Source organism: Croceicoccus sp. BE223 (assembly GCF_031457155.1).
Classification (GTDB): Bacteria; Pseudomonadota; Alphaproteobacteria; order Sphingomonadales; family Sphingomonadaceae; genus Croceicoccus.
The window spans coordinates 198,541-218,171 of sequence record NZ_JAVDWB010000003.1 but is presented as its reverse complement, the minus strand read 5'-3'; the positions used below and the strand labels follow the sequence as shown (position 1 = coordinate 218,171).

The window sequence follows — 19,631 nt, the reverse complement described above, 5'->3', positions numbered from 1 at the left end:
CTCAATCGAACGCGCAGGCTTCCGCTTCGGCCGGAACCGCGATCTCGACCGTAAAACGCGCGGCGGCGGCACCGGTGAAGCGCGCATCGCGCAGGACCTCGACCGTCTGCCCGTCGCGTTCGACCGGCTCTATATAGGGAGCGCGCGACCAGAACAGGAACGCCGCAAGCGCGCGGTCGTCGGGTGCGAATTGCGGCAATTGCAACGGGTGGAGGCAGGCGGTGCGGTTTGTCAGCAGGCGTACCTTCGCATCCAGCCCGGCGGGCCATCCCCAGCCAAGCAACGCCTTGCCCTGATAGACGACCCCGTCCGCTTCCATGATCAGGTCGCGGCGCCAGAATTGGAGCGGCACCGGCACGGCGATCGCATCGCGCTGCGGCGCTGCGGCCCGCGCGCTGGCGCTGAGGACCAAGTTGGCGTTGACGTAGACCAGCATGACCGCCAACCCGACCAGCGCGGGTCTGCGCCAATGCGCCGCGCCCGCCGTCTCCCGCCAGAACGAGAGCCAGAGCGAGAGGGCGAGCGCCGCCCAGAGCCATGGATCGACGATGAACAGCGCATCGCCATAGAACCAACGGCTCGAAAACGGTTCGAGCAGGCGAATGCCGTAGGAATTGAGCCAGTCGAGCGCGGGATGGGTCAGGCAGCCCAGCGTCGCCAGCCCCCAAAGCCAGCCGAAGCGCACCGGCAGGCGCGCATCGGGCCGTGTGCCGCGGCGGGACTGCCACCGGTCGAACCACCACAGGAACGCCGCGAGCAGCAACGGCAGCACGATCCACGCGATCGGCCCGTGCGTCAGCCCCCGCCGCATGGCGAGGCTCTCGATGCCGTAGACGACGCAGCCCGCATCGATATCGGGCAGGTTGGCACCGACGATCAGCGCCGGCATCGCCAACCCGGTCCGTTGCTTCAGCCCCGCCTGCCCCAGGACCGCGCCGACAAGGCTGTGCGTCAGATTGTCCATGGTATCATGCGCGAGCCGTCAGGCGTGCCCCATTCGGATGATGGCGAGCGGCAGCGCCCGATGGGGACGCGCCTAGACCGGATCCTGCACGGTGCCGTCGACCGTCCACGTCTGCCCCTTGGCGAGCAGCGCGGCGAGGTTGGCGGTCTTGCCTTCGCGCGCCCTGGCGAGATCCTCCGCCACGACCGCGTCATAGGCCGGGCGGGGATCGTCGTAGATCACGCCGAGCGCCATCGGGAACGACCCGAACGGCAGCTCGACCAGCATGTGCGCCAGCGCGCGGTTCTTGACGTCGTGGACCATCACGTCCGCCGCCTGCCAGTCGCCATCCACGACATCGACGACCTTCAGCGTCATGTTCGCGACGTCGCGGGCGAGACCCTTGGTGCCTTTCGCGAACAGCATCGGCTGTCCGTCTTCGAGCCAGAGCTGCTGGTCCTCCGCCCCCTTGGGCGCGGCGAAGTCGTTGAAGACGTCCTTGTTGTAGACGATGCAGTTCTGGAAGATCTCGACGAAGGCCGCGCCCTTGTGGGCGTGAGCGGCCTTCAGCACGTCGGGCAAGTTCTTCGACACGTCGAAGCCGCGAGCCACGAAGCGCGCGCCCGAGCCCAGCGCAAAGGCGCAGGGCTGCGCCGGGCGGTCGACCGAACCGGCGGGCGTCGACGGGCTCTTGGTGCCGATGCGGCTGGTCGGCGAATACTGCCCCTTGGTGAGGCCATAGATCTCGTTGTTGAACAGCAGGATCTGCACGTCGAGGTTGCGGCGCAGGATGTGCATCGTGTGGTTGCCGCCGATGCTCATGCCGTCGCCGTCGCCGGTCACCATCCACACGTCGAGCGCGGGATTTGCCAGCTTGATGCCGGTGACGAAGGCGGGCGCGCGGCCGTGGATCGTGTGGAAGCCGTAAGTCTCCATGTAATAGGGAAAGCGGCTGGAGCAGCCGATGCCCGACACGAAGACGGTGTTGGCCGGATCGCTGCCAAGCTGCGGCAAGGTGCGCTGCACCGCCTTCAGGATCGCGTAGTCGCCGCAACCGGGGCACCAGCGCACTTCCTGGTCGGTTTCCCAGTCCTTGATCGTGGTCTGCACGGGAGTCATGTCGTTCATGGGGTCAGACCTTCTTACGGATTGATCGCTTCGGGGCTGGGAAGCTGGGTGTCGTTGGCTTCGACCTCCCCGCCCTCGTTGCCCTCGACGCTGTCGAAATAGGCTTCGATCGCCGCCTCGATCTCGGCGATGGCGAAAGGCTGGCCGCTGGTCTTGGTCAGCGGGCGGGCATCGACGAGGAACTGGTCGCGCAGCACGGTCTTGAACTGGCCGGTGTTCATTTCGGGCACCAGCAAATTCTCGAACCCCTTGAGCAGGGGGCCGAGGTTTTGCGGCAGCGGCCAGATGTTGCGGACGTGGACGTGGCTGACGTCGCGGCCCTTCCTGCGGGCGCGGCGCACGGCCTGGTGAATCGGGCCGAAGGTGCTGCCCCAGCCGACCAGCACCAGCTTGCCGGAGGTTTCGCCGAGGCAGACCTCCTGGTCCGGCACGTCGATGCCGTCGATCTTCGCCTTGCGCAGATCGGTCATCGCCTGGTGGTTGGCGGGCGAATAGTCGATGTGGCCGGTGCCCTGCGCCTTCTCGATGCCGCCGATGCGGTGCATCAGGCCGGGCGTGCCCGGCTTGATCCACGGGCGCGCGCCCTTTTCGTCGCGGGCATAGGGGAGCAGGTTGTCACCGTCATTCCTCTCGGTCAGGAAATGCGCCGGGAACGGCTTGTAGGAAGCTGGATCGGGCACCTTCCAGGGTTCGGCGGCATTGGCGATGTAGCCGTCGGTCAGCAGCATGACCGGGGTCATGTATCCCACCGCGATGCGGCACGCCTCGATCGCGCAGTCGAAGGCATCGGCCGGGCTGCGCGCGGCGATCACCGGCATCGGCGCATCGCCGTTGCGGCCATAGACCGCCTGGTAGAGGTCGGACTGTTCGGTCTTGGTCGGCAGGCCCGTCGACGGGCCGCCGCGCTGGCTGTTGACGATGACCAGCGGCAGCTCGGTCATGATGGCAAGACCCATCGCCTCGCCCTTAAGCGCGATGCCCGGGCCGGACGACGATGTGACGCCCAGTTGCCCGGCATAGCTCGCACCGATCGCCGAACAGATCGCGGCGATCTCGTCCTCGGCCTGGAAGGTCTGGACGTCGAATTCCTTGAGCCGCGCGAGGTGGTGGAGAATCGCGGAGGCCGGCGTGATCGGATAGCCGCCGAAGAACATCGGCAGTTCGGCAAGCCGCGCCCCGGCGACGAGGCCCAGGCTGATCGCCTCGGCCCCGGTGATCGTGCGGTAAAGGCCCGGTTCGGTCACGACCGGGTTGACGTGGAGCTGCCGCAGCGGCCCGGAAAGCTCCGCCGTCTCGCCATAGGCGTGCCCCGCGTCGAGCGCGGCGATGTTGGCCGCGGCAAGGTCCGGCGACTTGGCGAACTTCTGCTTCAGCCACGCGTGGATCGGCTCGCGCGAACGGTCGAACATCCAGAGCGCGAGGCCCAGCGTCCACATGTTCTTGCAGCGCAGCGCCTCCTTGTTGCCCAGTCCGAAGGGCTTCACCGATTCCATCGTCATCGCGCTGATGTCGAAGGCCAGCACGTCCCACTTGGCGAGGCTGCCGTCTTCGAGCGGGTTGGTCTCGTACTTCGCCTTGTCGAGGTTTCGCTTCGAGAATTCGCCGGTGTCGGCGATGATCAGGCCGCCGGGTTTCAGCGCGGCAAGGTTCACCTTGAGCGCAGCGGGGTTCATCGCGACCAGCACGTCGGGCGCATCGCCCGCGGTCTCGATCGCAGTGGATCCGAAGTTGATCTGGAAGGCGGAGACGCCGAACAAGGTGCCCTGCGGCGCGCGGATTTCGGCAGGGAAGTCGGGGAACGTGGCAAGGTCGTTTCCGGCAAGCGCGGTCGACAGCGTGAACTGACCGCCGGTCAACTGCATGCCGTCGCCGGAATCGCCGGCGAAGCGGACGACGACGGCCTCCGGAGCCGCATCGGGTTGAAGGTTGGGTGCAGACGCCATCGATCTATCCTTGCCTGGCCGCTGTCGTGCCGAAATTGTCCCGCGTTGCGAACGCATGGTGCACGCTATGGGCCGAATTATGCTGCGGCAACTAGAACTCTGACTTGATGCATTCAATTCAGAAAATCTATTGGGGATGATATGGCCCTTGCCTTCCTTGCGCCCCGGTTTCAGGCGGCGGTTCCAGCAGCAGGATATTCCAGATGACCACGCCCGACCCCGCCCTCTACCGCCCCTGCGCCGGGCTGATGATCATCAACGAGGAGCGCCGCGTCTTCGTCGGAAAGCGCATCGACACGAAGGAAGGCGACTGGTGGCAGATGCCGCAGGGCGGCGTCGATCCGGGCGAAGACCTGACCGAGGCGGCCTGGCGCGAACTGTTCGAGGAGACCGGCATCGCCCGCGACAAGGCCGAGATCCTCGCCCGAAGCGAGCGGGAGCTGTTCTACGATCTTCCGCCCGAACTGAAGGGAAAGCTCTGGGGCGGCCGCTACGTCGGCCAGCGCCAGTCGTGGTTCCTGATGCGCTTTGCGGGCGAGGATGCCGACATCGACCTCGCGGCGCACGATCCGGCCGAATTCAACGCGTTCCGCTGGATCGAGCCGGCGCGGCTGCCCGATCTCATCATCCCGTTCAAGCGCCCGGTCTACGAAGCGGTGCTGGAGATGTTCCGCCCTCACCTGTGACGGCGAACGCCTGTCCGCTCAGTTGCTTTCGACCTGCGGCAGCGGCGGCGTCTTGGCGGGCGCGGCCTCGGCGCTCTTCACCTGCGGCAGAGGCCCGCGCGCGATCGCGGCGGACAGCTTCGTCGCTTCGGCGCAGTTGCTGCCGCACATCGACTTCAGCTTGGCCAGCTGGCGCTCCGCCTTGGCGGTCGCGCCCTTCTCGGCCATGGCCGCGCCTTCGCCGGCGATCGCGGCAAGGTTGCCGGGCTCGGCCTCCTGCACTTCGCGGAAGTAATGGATCGCCTGCCCCTGCAAGCCCTTTTCGCGGGCGAGGCCGCCCAGCGCCAGCAGCACGGGTGCGCTGCCCGGAGCCAGCGCCAGCGCCGCCTCGAACCTGTCGGTCGCGCCGTCCACATCGCCCGCGGCCAGCGCGGTGTGCCCGGTGTCGAGCAGGTTCGCGACACGCGGATCGACCGGGGCCGGGGCCTGCCCAAACGAGGTGCTGGCAGTCAGCGCGACGACGAGGGAGATGGCGGCGGCAAGGGGCGAATAGCGCATCAGCAACTCCATGGGCCGGCTTGTCGGCCGGGGGTCGGCAGGGGAGCTTTCAAGGGCGACGACTGCCATAATTCGCCTGTTTAGCAGGTCGTTCCCATACGCGCGATGAAAAACCCGTCAGTCCCGCTCAGCGCGGGCGAGAGCCGCCAGCCGGGTCCCTGCGCTGCGCCCGCGGGCAGCGCGGCGTCCATGGCCGCGAAGTCGGGATGCCCGGCGAGGAAGGAGGTGACGACCTCTGCTCCTTCGGCATCGAGCAGCGAGCAGGTGACGAAGACGATGCGTCCGCCGGGTCGCACCAGTTGCGCCGCAAGGCCAAGCAGGCGCCCCTGCACCTCGGCGTAGCGCGCGATCTCTGTCGGAGAGAGCCGCCAGCGCGCCTCCGGATTGCGGCGCCAGGTGCCGGTGCCCGAACACGGCGCATCGACCAGCACCGCATCGGCCGCACCGCGCCAGGGGCCGAGCACCTCCATCTCCCACCCCGGATCGAGTAGCAGCGTCTCGGCAATTCGCGCGCCTGCCCGCTGCGCACGCGGGGCGAGCCGGCGCAGCCTTTCGCGATTGGTATCGGCGGCGATCAGCGTGCCTTCGTTGGCCATCGCGGCGGCGAGCGCGAGGGTCTTGCCCCCCGCCCCGGCGCACAGGTCGATCACCGTTTCGCCCGGCTTCGCGGCCACGGCCAGGCAGGCGAGCTGGCTGCCGCCGTCCTGAACCTCGACCAGCCCTTCGGCAAAGGCGTCCCAGCTTTCGACCGGCGTGCCCGCGCCAAATCGCAGGCCCTGCGGCGCGGCCAGGGGCTCGCCGCGCTCGGGCAGGACGATGGTGGCCCGATCGGCCTTCAGCGCATTGACCCGAACGTCCAGCGGGGCGCGTTCCAGCAGGGCGGCGGCATCCGCAACCCCGCTGTCGGCCAGGAGCCGCGCCAGCCAAACGGGCGCGACGCCGCCCTCGGCCACCGGCTCGCCGGGCACGATCGCGGCGGGGCCGTAGCCGGAGCCGTCGAACAGAGCGGCCAGTTCAGGATCATCCTGCGCCAGCCGCAGAAGCGCGGCGCGTCCGCTGGCCGGCACGGGGCCGCAGGCGCGGATCGCGGCGTAGATCGTCTCGCGGATGGCGCGGCGGTCCTTCGACCCGGCGTAGCGGCGCTGCTTCAGCCCTTCGGCAACCAGCTTGTCGGCGCTGGCCCCGCCGGAATTGGCGGCGGCGATCACCGTATCGAGGATCTCGATCGCGGCCTGGACGCGCGCGGCCGGGGTCACCGCGTTTTCGCGGGCTTTTTGGCGGGAGCACCCGACAGGCGGCGGCGGTTGGCGCTGACGGTGCGGCCCAGCCGGTCGACGCTCTTCTGCGCGGCGCCCATGCCGGTGCCGAGCGAGCCGGTCATCGCCTGCCACGTCAGTTCGTTGCCCGCCTGGATCTTCTCGGCGACCATGCGCCGGCTTTCCGCCTGCGCACCCGGCGCACCGGCCATGATCATCCAGCTTCGCGCCCAGATGACGTAGCAGCTTTCGGCCCAGAGCCACCAGGCGCTGGTCGCAAGGCGCAGGCTGTCCTGCGCCGCGCGCACGTCGATGGGTGCCGGCGGCATCAGCCGCCGCTCGTCGGGTAGTTGGGTGCCTCGCGGGTGATGGTCACGTCATGGACGTGGCTTTCGCGAAGGCCCGCATTGGTAATGCGCACGAACTGCGCGTCCTTGCGCAGGCTGTCGATGTTCTCGCAGCCGGTATAGCCCATCGCCGCCTTCACCCCGCCGACCAGTTGGTGGATGACGTCGCGCGCCGGCCCCTTGTAGGGAACCTGGCCCTCGATCCCTTCAGGGACGAGCTTCATCTGTTCCTTGACGTCCTGCTGGAAATAGCGATCGGCGCTGCCGCGCGCCATCGCGCCGACGCTGCCCATGCCGCGATACGACTTGTAGGCGCGTCCCTGGTAGAGGAACGTCTCGCCCGGCGCTTCTTCGGTCCCGGCCAGCATCGAGCCGACCATGATCGCCGATGCGCCCGCCGCGATCGCCTTGGCCGCGTCGCCGCTGGTGCGGATGCCGCCGTCGGCGATCACCGGAACCCCGTGCCTGTCGCCTTCTTCTGCGGATTCCATCACCGCCGTCAGCTGCGGGACGCCGACGCCCGCGACGATGCGGGTGGTGCAGATCGAGCCGGGGCCGATGCCGACCTTGATGCCGTCGGCCCCCGCGCCGATCAGCGCCTTCGTCGCTTCCGCCGTAGCGACGTTGCCCGCCACGACCTGGACCGAGTTCGACAGCTTCTTCACCCGTTCGACCGCCAGCGCGACGTCGCGGTTGTGGCCGTGGGCGGTGTCGATGACGATGAGGTCGACTTCGGCATCAACCAGCGCCTCGGTCCGCTCGAACCCCTTGTCGCCCACCGTGCTCGCCGCCGCGACGCGCAGGCGGCCCGAAGCGTCCTTGGTCGAGTTGGGGTAGGTCACCGCCTTCTCGATGTCCTTGACCGTGATCAGGCCGACGCAGCGATAGGCGTCGTCGACGACCAGCAGCTTCTCGATCCGGCGCTGGTGAAGCAGACGGCGCGCCTCGTCCTGGTCGATCCCGGCGTGAACGGTGGCCAGGTTCTCGCTGGTCATAAGTTCGCGCACCGGCTGCGCGTCGTTGATGGCAAAGCGCACGTCGCGGTTGGTGACGATGCCGACCAGCCTGCCGCCCGCCTCGACCACCGGGATGCCGGAGATGCGGTTGGCTTCCATGATCGCCCGCGCCTCGCCCAGCGTCGCGTCGGGCGCGATGGTGATCGGGTTCACGACCATTCCGCTCTCGAACCGCTTGACCTGCCGCACCGCGGCGCACTGCTGTTCGATGGTGAGGTTGCGGTGAAGCACGCCGACGCCGCCCATCTGCGCCATGACGATAGCCATGTCCGCCTCGGTCACGGTGTCCATCGCGCTCGACACCACCGGGATGTTGATCGCGATGTCGCGCGAAATGCGGCTGCGGGTATCGGCCTGCGACGGCACCAGCGCGCTTTCGGCGGGGCGCAGCAGGACATCGTCGAACGTCAGGCCCAGCGGGATGTCGGATGCGGAGAATCGATTTGCCATGGGCCCTGCCGTCGCGAAAGTTGAGGGGGATTCGTGGCGGCCCATGTAACCACCCCGCCCCGGTTGGGCTAGGGGGCGATTTCGCTATTTTCCGGGCCCGGCGGGGCGATGGCAGCGCCGGGCGCTCTGCCGGCGTTCCATCCGGGTCCCGCAGCTTCCGTCATCGTGCCGGCGAACCGCGCCGGATCGGCGGCGCGGCGCAGCAGCGCGACGTGCAGCCGCACCATGTCCGCCGTGCCGCCCAGCTCGACCCCGGACACTTCGTCGTTGGCCCGGTGGTATCGCTTGCGCATGTATTCGGTGAGGCGAGTCTGCTGGGCAAAGGCGGCGCTGACGATGGCCGCGGGCACGCCCACGGCGTCGAACACCCACCCGTCCTGCCGCTTGAGAAATTGCAGGTTGCCGCTGTCGGGCGAAACGATCCGAACGCCCTCGTCCCGGGCGGTTCGTTCGATCAGCTCGGTCAGTGCGGCGATGCCCGGCGGGCCGGGCGTGCCCAGCACCACCGCGGGCGCGCCGGCGGGGGCGACGCCCTCAGTATCGAGATTGAACACCGCGACGAACTTGCCCAGCGGCACCGGCGGATCCTGCACGAAGGCAAGCGCGCCGCGCAGGCCGTCCTCCTCGCCGCCCGTTGCCAGCACGTAGATGTCGCGGCGCGGTCGCGGCCCCTCGGCCAGCTTGCGCGCAATCTCGATCATCATGGCAAGGCCGGTCGCGTTGTCGACGGCGCCGTTGCAGATCCGGTCCGCACCCTTTGCCGGGCAGCGCGAACCGAAGCCCAGGTGGTCCCAGTGCGCGATCAGCAGCACCGCGCCCGCCCGCGGCTCGGTCCCCGGCAGGCGCCCGATCAGGTTGTAGGTCGCGACCGACTGCTGCCCGCGATCGTAGCGGACCGGTTCGCGCCACGGATTGCCGGGATCGTGCGTGCCCGATTGCAGCCCCGCCGCCTCGAGCTCGCGCTCCAGGTAGTCGAGCGTGAGCCCTTCGCCGATGGTGCCGACCTCGCGCCCGGCAAAGGCGTCGGAGGCGAGCACCTCGACGTGGGCGAGCAGCGCCCGTTCCTCGCTGCCGAGGACCGGCGGTGCAGTCCGGACCGGGTTGGCGGGCGCGCAGGCCGCCAGCAGCGCGAGCGCGCCGCACCATGCCAACGACCGTGTGCCCCCCATTCGCATCGCGCCAGCGGATCGCGCTCCCCCTGCGGACGGGCCCCCTGCCCCCCGCCTTTGTGCCCTTACTGCGCGGTCCAGCCGCCGTCAGCGGAAATGTTCGATCCGGTGATGTTTGCCGCGACATCGCGGCACAGAAACACCACCAGCGCAGCCAAGTCGTCGGGCTGGGTGAACTTCTTGGTCGGCTCGCGCTCCAGCAGCACGTCGTTGATGACCTGCTCTCGGGTCATGTTCCGGGCCTTCATCGTGTCGGGGATCTGGTCCTCGACCAGCGGGGTCCAGACATAGCCGGGCGAAATGCAGTTGCAGGTGATGTTCTGCTCCGCCGTTTCCAGCGCGATGGTCTTGGCCATGCCGGCCAGCGCGTGCTTGGCCGAAACGTAGGCGACCTTGAACGGCGAGGCGGTCAGCGAATGCGCGCTGGCCGTCATGATGATCCGGCCCCAGCCCTTCTCGCGCATCTTGGGAATGGCGAGGCGGCTGGTGTGGAACGCGCTCGACAGGTTGAGCGCGATGATCTTGTCCCACTTGTCGACCGGGAACTCGTCTATCGGCGCGACGTGCTGCATTCCGGCGTTGTTGATCAGGATGTCGACCGCGCCGAACTTGTCGAAGGCGGCCCGCATCAGCTCCTCGCACCCCTTTTCGGTGGTGAGGTCGGTGTTGACGTAGATCGCATCCGCCCCGCTCGCCTCGGCCAGCGCCTGCCGCTCCTTCTCGATCTCGGCGGCGTCGCCGAAACCGTTGATCACCACGTTCGCCCCTTCGGCAGCCAGCGCCTTCGCATAGGCAAGGCCGATGCCCGAAGTCGAACCGGTGATGAGGGCCGTCTTGCCGGTGAGGAACATTTGCGTCTCCTTGCGATTTTGGGGAGTAAGTGGATGGGGCCTGCGTCGCCCGATATATGGAGGGCAGAAGGTGCGGCTCAACGACTTTTCCAAGAATATTCGCGTCAACGACCAGCGCGGCATGGGCGGCGGGCTTGGCGGCGGGGGCAAGGTCGGCTGCGGCGCCATCGTCATCGCGCTGATCGGCGCGGTCTTCTTCGGTATCGACCCGATGACGACGCTGGGCGTGGTCGAAGGCGTGCAGCAGGGCGGCGCTCCCACCGGCCAGGGCAATGGCAAGACGGTGGAGGAATCGTGCAGCGTCAACCAGTACAGCCGCGAGACCTGCGCCGCCCTGTCCTCGCTCGACGCCACCTGGCAGCCGTTGTTCCAGGAAGCGGGCATCGCCTTCAAGCAGCCGGTGCTGAACTTCTATGACGGGCGCGGCCAGTCCGGCTGCGGCGCGGCGCAATCGGCGATGGGACCGTTCTATTGCCCGACCGACCAGGGCATCTACATCGATACCAGCTTCTACGACCAGATGGACCAGCAGCTTGGCGCAGGCGGCGACTTCGCTCGCGCCTATGTCATCGGCCACGAATACGGCCACCACGTACAGACCCTGACGGGCACGTCGAACTGGGTCCGCCAGATGCAGCAGCAGAACCCGCAGATGGCCAACCAGCTGCAGGTCCGCATGGAATTGCAGGCCGACTGCTATGCCGGGGTCTGGGCCGCCAAGAACCCGCAGCTGATCGAACCCGGCGACATCGAGGAAGGCCTCACCGCCGCCAGCGCGATCGGCGACGACGCGCTGACCAAGGGCCGGGTCTCTCCCGACAACTTCACCCACGGCACCAGCCAGCAGCGCATGCAGTGGCTGCAGAAGGGGTTGAAGACCGGGGACGAGGACCAGTGCGACACGTTCGCCGACGTGCGGAGGTGATCCGCCGCGTACCGACCGCGTGCCCATGCGCGGTCCGGCACGGCTTGGCACGACGCGCCTGACAGGAGACCGAATTGTCCGTCAAGCACGCGACCCGCCCGGTGATCGCCCTCAAGATTCACTGCCCAACGGACTTGGCGACATTTCGCCTGCTGCATACCGGTGAGCTCGACGCAATCGACCCGCATTGTCCACTCGGCCGGATGATCGCGATCGTGCGCGAAGATGGTCCGCTGGGCCATTTCGGCATCTACCGCTCCGTGATCGAACTGGCGAGTGGGTGGGAGCTGTTCACACCCTCGTCCAACGCTCGCCCGACCTTGGGCAGCGCAGGTCGCCACACCGCTTCGCCGACCGCCGTCCTGACGCTCTACATCCCGGCCGACGCAGAAGAGGATGCCGTCGAGGCCGCCGTTGCCTCCATCCTTGCCGAGCACCCGTGGGAAGTACCGGTCATCGAGACGTTCCGCACCGCAATTGTGACCCGGGCCTGATCCAAACGGGTTCAGCCCGCCTCCGCCGTCCGGTCCAACCCCTGCCAGTCGACGTTGCGGGTGGCATACATCACGCCGGCAAGCGCCAGGAAGACCAGCACCGATCCGATCAGCAGGCTCCACGCCTCGAGGTTCAGCAGCACGAAAAGCAGCGCGTAGAGGCCGACCAGCAGCGCCCCGATGACGCGCGCCCGGCCCCAGCTCTTCAGCACCGCGGCGCTGTAGCTGGTGACGAGACCGATGATCGCCACGCTGGCCACCGCGTAGGCCGCGGCAAAGCCGATGACTTCGGAAAAGGCGAGCAGCAGGACGAAGAACAGCACCAGCCCGGCCCCGGTCAGCAGGTATTCGGGCGCGGAGACGCTCGCCCCTGCGACAACGTCGAACATGAAGAAGGCGAGAAAGGTGAAGCCGATGATCAGGAAGCCGTATTTCACCGAACGGTCGATGCGGCTGTAGAGATCGACCGGCTCGACCAGCCCGACGGTGGCTGCCATGGCCGGCCCGCCCCGATTGCCGCCGTATTCCGCTGTCACCGGCGGCATCGGCGCGATCCCGTTGCCGACCATCGGCGGACCGGCGTTGTCCCGGGTCAGCAATTCCTGCCCCAGCGCGAGGTCGGATACCGCAAAGGTCGCGTCGAAACCCTCGTCGCCGACCTTGCTCGCATTGGGCAGGAAGCTGCCGGAAAAGCTCGGGTGCGGCCAGGTCGAGCGCACGTGCCATTCGCTGTTGCCGCCACGCGGCACGAAGCTCAGCGTCTCGCTGCCCCGCAAGCCATAGGACCACGTGACATCGAGAGGCGCCTGCCCGTCCCAGTCGGCAAAGGCGAAGAAGCCCGAATTGTTGGTGTTGCCCAGCTTGCCCCCCGGGCGCGTCAGCAGCGTATTGCCGCCCGCGATCACCCGCGTCGCGCTCTGCAGCCCGCGCGGGTCGGCAACCCCGAAGTGCAGCTCCGCCCGTGCGAAATCCATCCGCGCCGGGTCATACCCCGACCGCGCGGCATCGGCCGGCAGGGCGAAGGTCGCGGTGCCCTGCATCGCGCCTTCGTAGAGGTTGGAGGTGTAGATCGACTTGTGCTTGCGCTGCGGCGACAGCACCGTCTCGACCTTCTGCGCGCGGGGCGAGAGAAAGATGTCGCGGGTAACGCGGCGCACCGTCTCGACCGAGCGGCCGTTCTGCACCACGGTTTCGGTCACGTCCTCGCTATAGGGGATGACGAGGACCGGCCCGGTCACGACCTGCGGCCCGCCCCAACCCTGCGTGATCGTGGCACGGGCGGTGCGCGACTGCTCTTGCCGGTCCCACAGCAGGGCGTACGTCATGAACAGCGGCACGGCGAGCGCGGCGGCCACGAGCACGACGATCAGCAGCTTCATGCCCGGCGATCTGGCGCGCCTGCCGATGATGTCCACGGACGATCTCCCCGATTCAACGCAGCGACGAATCGTGCCCCTCGTGCGATGAACCGAGTGTTAATCGCTTACTTGAGATCCTTCAGTTCCGCGCGCAGTTCGGCGATCTCGTTATCGAGTTCCTGCAGCACTTCGGCCCGCGTATCGGCGGAAAGCTTGCTGTCCTTCGCGATGGCCGAACGGGCGCGCTCGATGCCGGTGATGGCAGCGGCGATCGCATCGCGTTCGATCTTCCTTTCATCGACGATCGTTTCCTGAACCAGTTCGCGCTTCCCGCCCTCGCGTCGTTCGAAGACCCGCACGGTGCGCACGCGTCCGTCGGCGGAGACCTTTTCCTCGACTTCGGGTGTGCCGACGAATGCGAAGCGCTTGTGAATGCGCTCGGCCTCGGCCAGCGCGCGGGACTGGGACGCCATGGCGCGTTCGACGGCGGCACCGGCCCGCTCCGCTTCGGCAGAGGCGCGGTCGGCCTCGGCGGTGGCGCGCTCGATTTCCGCCGCGAACCGCGCCTCTTCGTCTGCGGACATCGGCTTGCCATCGGAATGCCAGGCGAATTCGCCCTTGTCGTCCTTGACGTGCATGTGGATCGTCGCATCCGTCCCTTCGGCATCGGAGGCGGGAACGTCGGTGCGCACGATCCTGCGGATCTCGACCTTCTTTTCGGAGTGCCCGGACACCGGCGCGGCCGCGGCTTCGCCCTGCGCCGCATCCTCGGCATACGTGACGCTGGCTGTGGCGCCCAGCGCCAGCAGGCTTGCAGCGCCCAGCAAGGCAAGGCCGGCGCGGTGGCGGCGGGTTGTCGTGGTCATGCCAAGGCTCCTCAGGCGGTGAACGATGGCCTTTTCGCCCAGCACCGGTCCGATCTCGCGGAAACCGGCCATCGGCGCGGCCAGGATGAAACGGCCCCGGTGATCGTCAGGTGCCAGGTTGCGGTCGATGCTGCAGGCGGCGATCACTTCGCCGTAACGGGCCCGTTCCGCCTGCGAACGGCCGAGCATCACCCGCGCGTCGCAGGCTGCCTCCTGGTCGCGGCGCATTGCGCGCCACGCCGCCCAGGCCAGCGGATTGAACCAGTGCAGCGCGAGCAGCGGCTGCGCCGCGAGGTTCGCGGCGAGGTCGTGCCCGCGGTGGTGCGCGATCTCGTGCGCGATGGCGAGGTCGCGAGCGGTCACATCCTCGTGCGCCATGAAGCCCGACGGCAGCGCGATCACCCGGCAGCGCACGCCGAAGGCGACGGGCGCGGAGACGCAATCGCTCTCGACCAGGTGGATCGTCCCCACCTCGCCCACGGGCCGCACGCGGGCCAGGAGGTGGCGCGTCATGGCGCGATAGCAGGCCAGCCGCCAGGCAAGGAAGACCAGTGCGCCGACCAACCAGAGCACGACCGCCCCGTCGGCGACCAGCGTCCAATCGACCAGCGCCCAATCGACCAGTGGTTGCGCCACCGGCTCCGGGGTGATCGGCAGGGCCGCTGCATCCTGCCCTACGGGCGTGACTGGCGTGACGTAAGCGGCCGCGGCGTCCACGGGTTTCATCCACGCCGGCAGCACGATCGGCGGCAGCACGAACCGCATCAGCGGCAGCAGCCACAGCGCATAGGCGATGCGCGGACCGAACAGCCTGGCGACAGGGCGCCGCAGCACCAGCACGGCGGCGATCAGCACCCCGGTCCAGATCGCCGTATCGACGGCCCAGCCGGTCAGCCCGGCGAACAGGCTGGCGCTCGTGAAGTCCCCGATCATTTGCGCAACTCCTTGAGGAGGGTCTCGATCTCGGCGAGGTCGCGTTCGGTCAGCGCCTCCGCCTCGGCCAGATGGGCGACGAGCGACGCCGCCCGCCCCCCGAACAGGCGGTCGACCAGCCGCCGCGATTCCTGCCCGACGAAATCGGCACGGGCGAGCAGTGGGGAATAGAGAAAGCGCCGCCCGTCAGGCTCGGCGGCGATGGCGTTCTTGCCGACCAGCCGCGACAGCAGGGTCTTGACCGTCGCCAGGCTCCAGCCCTGCTCCTCGCCCACCGCATCGGCCACTTCGGCGGCGGTCAGCGGGGCACGCGTCCACAAGGCCTCCATCACCGCCTGTTCGGCACCGGAAATGCGTTCGGAAAGCTGCGCGGGGTCGGTCGGGATGGTCATGTGCGATCCGGTCGAAGGCTCGAATTACGATTACAGGCGTAGACGATGCGATTACAGCTGTAAACAATGGCGTGCCAAGCGGTCGACAAACGGCCATCCGTGGCCGACCAACGACATCGGGAAACGGGCTGCCCAAGACGAAAAAGGGGCCCGGACACGATCCGGACCCCTTCGGGACTTCGGCGGGGCCGGCGCATCCCCCAACACGACCGGCAGGCCAGCAGCACCCATCTTCCGGGCCGATCGGACGCATTCGGCGAGAATCTCGGACATGATTCCGGGCGAGCGACCATCGACCCGACCCTCACCGAAGCAAGGGCAGTGACACCTGTTACAATCTGCCGGCAGCCCGCTCCATCACCCGATCGGGTGAGAGGTTCGCTTTTCAGGAATCGCCCCGAAACAAGGAGATGACGCGGACCAGGTCTGATCGGCTATGGATGCCCATCTTGGCGAAGATCGCCTTGGCATGACTGCGCAAGGTCTGCTCCGAAACACCCAGCACCCGCGCCGCCGCGGGCCGGTCGTAGCCGCCAACGAGAAGCGTCGCGACCCGGATTTCCGCCTCGGTCAGCCCGAAAAGCTCGCGCAGGGCCGCACGGTCCGGCGTCAGGCGGCGGGCGGGATCGACGATCATCACCATGGCACGGGCCTCGCCCGGTAGCAGCGCAGCGTCTGGCAGGGGCAAGGGCATCGCGGTGGCCGCCAGTCGCGGCCCGCCATCCCGGCGCGAGATCCACGCCCACCCGGCCGGCGCGGCAAGTTGCGTCGCCAGCGCCCGCCCGACGATCGCGTCTAGCGCGTGACGTTCGGAAAGGCGCGCCGGCCTCAGCATCCCGTCCTTGACGACGAGGCTGTCGGCGGCAGCTAGCAAGCATTCCGCGGCATGGTTGCGGCTGAGCACCCGGCCCCGCGCGTCGAGCACGAAGATCGCGTGGGGCTGGCCCATCAGGCCCGCCTGCGAAAAGGCGGCATGGTTCTCCACCGCCGTCATGCGCCGGGTGATCGACAGCGACTGGATCATGTGGCTGCGCATCATGCCGACGATCGCGATCTGCTCGCGGTCGGCATGGCCCTGACGAAAGGTGCGCTGGATGCTGAAGGCAAATGCCGGGGCGTCGTGCTCGAACACCGCGCAGCCGGCGTAATAACGCAAGCCCTGCCGCGCGTAGAAGGCATAGGTCGGATCGCGGCGGGCATCCTCGTCCGAGATGACGAGGTTGTCGTAGTGAACCGGGATGTCGGGCCGCGCGCCCAGAAACGCGATGCGCGGGCAGATCGCGGCGTAGTCGCGGTCGTACTCGATGCACGATTCGGGCGAGAACCGCGCGGCGATCGTGGTCGGCCACCCGTCCGCCAGCGGCAGCATCATCACCGCGCCGTCGCTTCCGGTGATGTCGGCCAGATCGGTCAGCACGCCCTGCCAGCGGCTGGCATCCTGTGCGGCGGCGTAGATGCCGCCGACAAGGTCGCTGAAGCGTTCGAGCCGCACGCCGCTACCGGCCTCGCACGGGCGAAGCCGGCATCAGCGCATTGGCGCGATCAGTAGACGCGCTTCTTCGGCTTGATGTACTCGACGTCATCGGTCAGCGTATATTCGTGGACCGGGCGATAGTCGAGGCGAACCGCCCCGCCCTTGCCGCCCCAGCCGTCGAACCAGCTCGCCGTGTGCTTCATCCACTCGCCGTCGTTGCGCTCGGGGAAGTCTTCGTGCGCGTGGGCGCCGCGGCTTTCCTTGCGGTTGAAGGCCGAATGCATCGTCACGGTCGCCTGGCTGATCAGGTTGTCCAGCTCCAGCGTTTCGATGAGATCGCTGTTCCAGATCAGCGAGCGGTCGGTGACGTGGATGTCCTCCATCCGCTTGTAGGTGGCGGCAAGCTTCTCCTTGCCCTCGGCCATCAGCTCGTCGGTGCGGAACACGGCGGCGTGGCCCGACATCGTGCGCTGCATCTCGGTGCGGATCTCCGCCGTCGAGGATCCGCCCTTGGCATGGCGGAAGTGATCGAGCCGCGACAGGGCAAAGTCGGCGCTGTCCTTGGGCAGGTTGGCGTGGGCCGACTGCGGCTTGATGCTGTCGCGCAGGTGGTGCCCGGTGGCCCGGCCGAAGACGACGAGGTCGATCAGCGAGTTCGAGCCGAGGCGGTTCGCGCCGTGCACCGACACGCAGGCGGCTTCGCCCACCGCGTAGAGGCCGGGGACGACCGTTTCCGGGTTCCCGTCAGCGCCGATGGTCACGACCTGGCCGTGGTAGTTACAGGGGATGCCGCCCATGTTGTAGTGCACCGTCGGCACCACGGGCAGCGGCTGCTTGGTGAGGTTGACGCCGGCAAAGATCTTGCCGCTTTCGGTGATCCCGGGCAGCCGCTCTGCCAGCACCTTCGGGTCGATGTGGTTGAGGTGGAGGAAGATGTGGTCCTTCTCCGCCCCGACGCCGCGCCCTTCGCGGATTTCCATCGCCATCGAACGCGACACGACATCGCGGCTGGCAAGGTCCTTTGCCGACGGAGCGTAACGCTCCATGAAGCGTTCGCCTTCGGAGTTGGTGAGGTAGCCACCCTCGCCGCGCGCGCCTTCGGTGATCAGCACGCCCGCGCCGTAGATGCCGGTCGGGTGGAACTGCACGAATTCCATGTCCTGCAGCGGAAGCCCCGCGCGCAGCACCATGCCGCCGCCGTCGCCGGTGCAGGTGTGCGCCGAGGTCGCGGTGTAGTAGCAGCGGCCGTAGCCGCCGGTCGCCAGAACGACCGCGTGGGCGCGGAAGCGGTGGATCGAGCCATCGTCCATGCACATGGCGATGACGCCCTTGCACTCGCCGTCGACCATGATGAGGTCTATCGCGAAGTACTCGATATAGAAGTCGGCGTCGTACTTCAGGCTCTGCTGATAGAGCGCATGGAGCATCGCGTGGCCGGTGCGGTCGGCGGCGGCGCAAGTGCGCTGCACCGGCGGACCTTCGCCCATGTTCTGCATGTGGCCGCCGAACGGGCGCTGGTAGATCGTGCCTTCGGGGTTGCGGCTGAACGGGACGCCCGCGTGCTCCAGCTCGATCACCGCCTGCGGCGCTTCGCGGACCATGTATTCGATCGCGTCCTGGTCACCCAGCCAGTCCGACCCCTTGACGGTGTCGTACATGTGCCAGGTCCAGTGATCGGGCGTGTTGTTGCCAAGGCTGGCGGCGATGCCGCCCTGCGCCGCGACGGTGTGCGAACGGGTCGGGAAGACCTTGGTGATGCAGGCCGTCTTCAGGCCCGCTTCGGCGCTGCCCATGGTGGCGCGCAGGCCCGAACCGCCCGCGCCCACGACGACGGTGTCGTAGGTATGGTCGATGATCTTGTAGGCGGGCTGCGTAGTGGCTTCAGCCATGGGGTCAGGCTCCCAGCGCGATGCGGATGACGGAAACGACGCCGAAGACACCGGCGGCGACAAAGACGAGGTTGAGCAGCACGATCGCGGCGAAGCGGTTGGCGCCGTGGACATAGTCCTCGATCATCACCTGCATGCCGAGCCGCGCGTGCCAGAACGTGGAGACGATGAGCAGCACCATCGCGGTCGCCGCGAACGGCGCCGAAAGCCAGGCCTTGACCGTCGCGAACGAGAAGTCGGGAAGCATGACGAGGCTGAACACCAGCCACAGCACGAGGACGAGGTTGCCGATCGCGGTGAAGCGCTGGACCAGCCAGTGATGCGCGCCGTGCTTGGCAGAGCCGAGGCCGCGAACCTGGCCGATGTGAGTACCGTTACCCATGATGCCGTCCCCTCAGACCAGCAGGACCACGGCCCAGAAGACCGCCGTCAGGACCACGCCGGCGACCATCGTGATCACCGACCAGGAATTGTTGCTGTCCACCTCGAACCCGGCGCCGACGTCGAGCACGAGGTGCCGCAAGCCGCTGGAAAGGTGGTTGAAAAACGCCCACGAGATGCCGACCAGCACGACCATGCCGTACCAGCTGCCCATGTGCCCGGCGAAGGTGGCGTAGCTTTCCGGCCCGCCCGCGACCGCGCCGACGAACCAGAGCAGGACCAGCAGGCCGGCGACGGCCAGGCCGTTGCCCGACACGCGGTGCAGGATGGAGACGGCCATCGCCGGGCCCCATTTCCAGATCGAGAGATGCGGAGAAAGCGGCCTGTTCGATGCCTGAGCCATTTGGTGCGGGTCCCCGTTATGCATTCGCCTTGCGCTGCGCGGCGACGGTCGGCCGGGCCGGCCATTGCCACTGTACAGCGTGCTGCGGGCGCGAATGGCAGTCCGCGGCGGCGGAGGCAAGAGGGGATTTGGAGTCATTTGTGTCAGGTGCGCAGCCCGCCGCGGCATCGCCGGGCACCTGCGCGGCTCG

General features: G+C 68.0%; 19 protein-coding genes. 3 read left to right on the top strand and 16 right to left on the bottom strand.

The window, feature by feature from the left end:
• Nucleotide 1: 1 nt before the first annotated feature.
• The 3 genes from J2X37_RS08580 to J2X37_RS08570 all read right to left on the bottom strand — a co-directional run bounded on the left by J2X37_RS08580 (nt 2) and on the right by J2X37_RS08570 (nt 4,014).
• Nucleotides 2-964 (bottom strand): metal-dependent hydrolase, encoded by a 963-nt coding sequence (locus J2X37_RS08580; RefSeq protein WP_310020022.1) that lies wholly within the window; start codon nt 962-964, stop codon nt 2-4.
• Nucleotides 965-1,036: 72 nt separating this feature from the next.
• Entirely contained in the window at nt 1,037-2,071 is a 1,035-nt protein-coding gene (locus J2X37_RS08575; protein ID WP_310020020.1) for a 2-oxoacid:ferredoxin oxidoreductase subunit beta, read from the bottom strand.
• 14 nt (nt 2,072-2,085) lie between these two features.
• Nucleotides 2,086-4,014, bottom strand: coding sequence for a 2-oxoacid:acceptor oxidoreductase subunit alpha (locus J2X37_RS08570; protein WP_310020017.1), 1,929 nt, complete (start codon nt 4,012-4,014; stop codon nt 2,086-2,088).
• 203 nt (nt 4,015-4,217) lie between these two features.
• Between J2X37_RS08570 and J2X37_RS08565 the strand changes: the two genes are divergently transcribed.
• The gene (locus J2X37_RS08565; protein ID WP_310020015.1) at nt 4,218-4,700 is read left to right on the top strand and encodes an RNA pyrophosphohydrolase; all 483 of its coding nucleotides are present in this window, start codon (nt 4,218-4,220) and stop codon (nt 4,698-4,700) included.
• An 18-nt stretch (nt 4,701-4,718) separates the two neighbouring features.
• Here the strand turns inward: J2X37_RS08565 and J2X37_RS08560 are convergent, their stop codons facing one another.
• The 6 genes from J2X37_RS08560 to J2X37_RS08535 form a co-directional block, all read right to left on the bottom strand.
• A complete protein-coding gene (locus J2X37_RS08560) occupies nt 4,719-5,237 on the bottom strand; it encodes a hypothetical protein (protein WP_310020013.1) in 519 nt (172 codons plus the stop codon).
• An 80-nt stretch (nt 5,238-5,317) separates the two neighbouring features.
• Nucleotides 5,318-6,493, bottom strand: coding sequence for an RsmB/NOP family class I SAM-dependent RNA methyltransferase (locus J2X37_RS08555; RefSeq protein ID WP_310020011.1), 1,176 nt, complete (start codon nt 6,491-6,493; stop codon nt 5,318-5,320).
• Nucleotides 6,490-6,822, bottom strand: a complete 333-nt coding sequence (locus tag J2X37_RS08550; RefSeq protein ID WP_310020009.1) for a hypothetical protein — start codon at nt 6,820-6,822, stop codon at nt 6,490-6,492. The genes J2X37_RS08555 and J2X37_RS08550 overlap by 4 nt, the downstream gene beginning before the upstream one ends.
• On the bottom strand, nt 6,822-8,306 hold the full coding sequence (gene guaB / locus J2X37_RS08545) for an IMP dehydrogenase (RefSeq protein ID WP_310020007.1): 1,485 nt from the start codon (nt 8,304-8,306) through the stop codon (nt 6,822-6,824). Before guaB ends, J2X37_RS08550 begins: the two co-directional genes overlap by 1 nt.
• Before the next feature lie 68 nt (nt 8,307-8,374).
• Nucleotides 8,375-9,475 (bottom strand): M20/M25/M40 family metallo-hydrolase, encoded by a 1,101-nt coding sequence (locus J2X37_RS08540; protein WP_310020005.1) that lies wholly within the window; start codon nt 9,473-9,475, stop codon nt 8,375-8,377.
• Nucleotides 9,476-9,540: 65 nt separating this feature from the next.
• Nucleotides 9,541-10,326, bottom strand: coding sequence for a 3-hydroxybutyrate dehydrogenase (locus J2X37_RS08535; protein WP_310020003.1), 786 nt, complete (start codon nt 10,324-10,326; stop codon nt 9,541-9,543).
• Nucleotides 10,327-10,396: 70 nt separating this feature from the next.
• Between J2X37_RS08535 and J2X37_RS08530 the strand changes: the two genes are divergently transcribed.
• Together J2X37_RS08530 and J2X37_RS08525 are read left to right on the top strand one after the other, a co-directional pair.
• Nucleotides 10,397-11,251 carry a neutral zinc metallopeptidase gene (locus tag J2X37_RS08530; RefSeq protein WP_310020001.1) on the top strand — a complete coding sequence of 285 codons (855 nt, stop codon included), beginning with the start codon at nt 10,397-10,399 and terminating at the stop codon, nt 11,249-11,251.
• A gap of 74 nt (nt 11,252-11,325) precedes the next feature.
• Nucleotides 11,326-11,745 carry a hypothetical protein gene (locus J2X37_RS08525; protein WP_310019999.1) on the top strand — a complete coding sequence of 140 codons (420 nt, stop codon included), beginning with the start codon at nt 11,326-11,328 and terminating at the stop codon, nt 11,743-11,745.
• 11 nt (nt 11,746-11,756) lie between these two features.
• Here the strand turns inward: J2X37_RS08525 and creD are convergent, their stop codons facing one another.
• The 7 genes from creD to sdhC all read right to left on the bottom strand — a co-directional run bounded on the left by creD (nt 11,757) and on the right by sdhC (nt 19,441).
• Nucleotides 11,757-13,124 carry a cell envelope integrity protein CreD gene (creD, locus tag J2X37_RS08520; protein WP_310019996.1) on the bottom strand — a complete coding sequence of 456 codons (1,368 nt, stop codon included), beginning with the start codon at nt 13,122-13,124 and terminating at the stop codon, nt 11,757-11,759.
• A 104-nt stretch (nt 13,125-13,228) separates the two neighbouring features.
• Entirely contained in the window at nt 13,229-14,902 is a 1,674-nt protein-coding gene (locus J2X37_RS08515) for a M56 family metallopeptidase (RefSeq protein WP_310019994.1), read from the bottom strand.
• Nucleotides 14,899-15,294 carry a BlaI/MecI/CopY family transcriptional regulator gene (locus J2X37_RS08510; protein ID WP_310019992.1) on the bottom strand — a complete coding sequence of 132 codons (396 nt, stop codon included), beginning with the start codon at nt 15,292-15,294 and terminating at the stop codon, nt 14,899-14,901. Before J2X37_RS08510 ends, J2X37_RS08515 begins: the two co-directional genes overlap by 4 nt.
• A 385-nt stretch (nt 15,295-15,679) precedes the next feature.
• Nucleotides 15,680-16,786 (bottom strand): helix-turn-helix transcriptional regulator, encoded by a 1,107-nt coding sequence (locus tag J2X37_RS08505; RefSeq protein ID WP_310019990.1) that lies wholly within the window; start codon nt 16,784-16,786, stop codon nt 15,680-15,682.
• A gap of 50 nt (nt 16,787-16,836) precedes the next feature.
• The gene (gene sdhA, locus J2X37_RS08500; RefSeq protein WP_310019987.1) at nt 16,837-18,657 is read right to left on the bottom strand and encodes a succinate dehydrogenase flavoprotein subunit; all 1,821 of its coding nucleotides are present in this window, start codon (nt 18,655-18,657) and stop codon (nt 16,837-16,839) included.
• 4 nt (nt 18,658-18,661) lie between these two features.
• Nucleotides 18,662-19,039 carry a succinate dehydrogenase, hydrophobic membrane anchor protein gene (sdhD, locus tag J2X37_RS08495; protein WP_310019985.1) on the bottom strand — a complete coding sequence of 126 codons (378 nt, stop codon included), beginning with the start codon at nt 19,037-19,039 and terminating at the stop codon, nt 18,662-18,664.
• Nucleotides 19,040-19,051: 12 nt separating this feature from the next.
• Nucleotides 19,052-19,441, bottom strand: a complete 390-nt coding sequence (gene sdhC / locus J2X37_RS08490; RefSeq protein ID WP_310019983.1) for a succinate dehydrogenase, cytochrome b556 subunit — start codon at nt 19,439-19,441, stop codon at nt 19,052-19,054.
• Between the last annotated feature and the right edge of the window lie 190 nt (nt 19,442-19,631).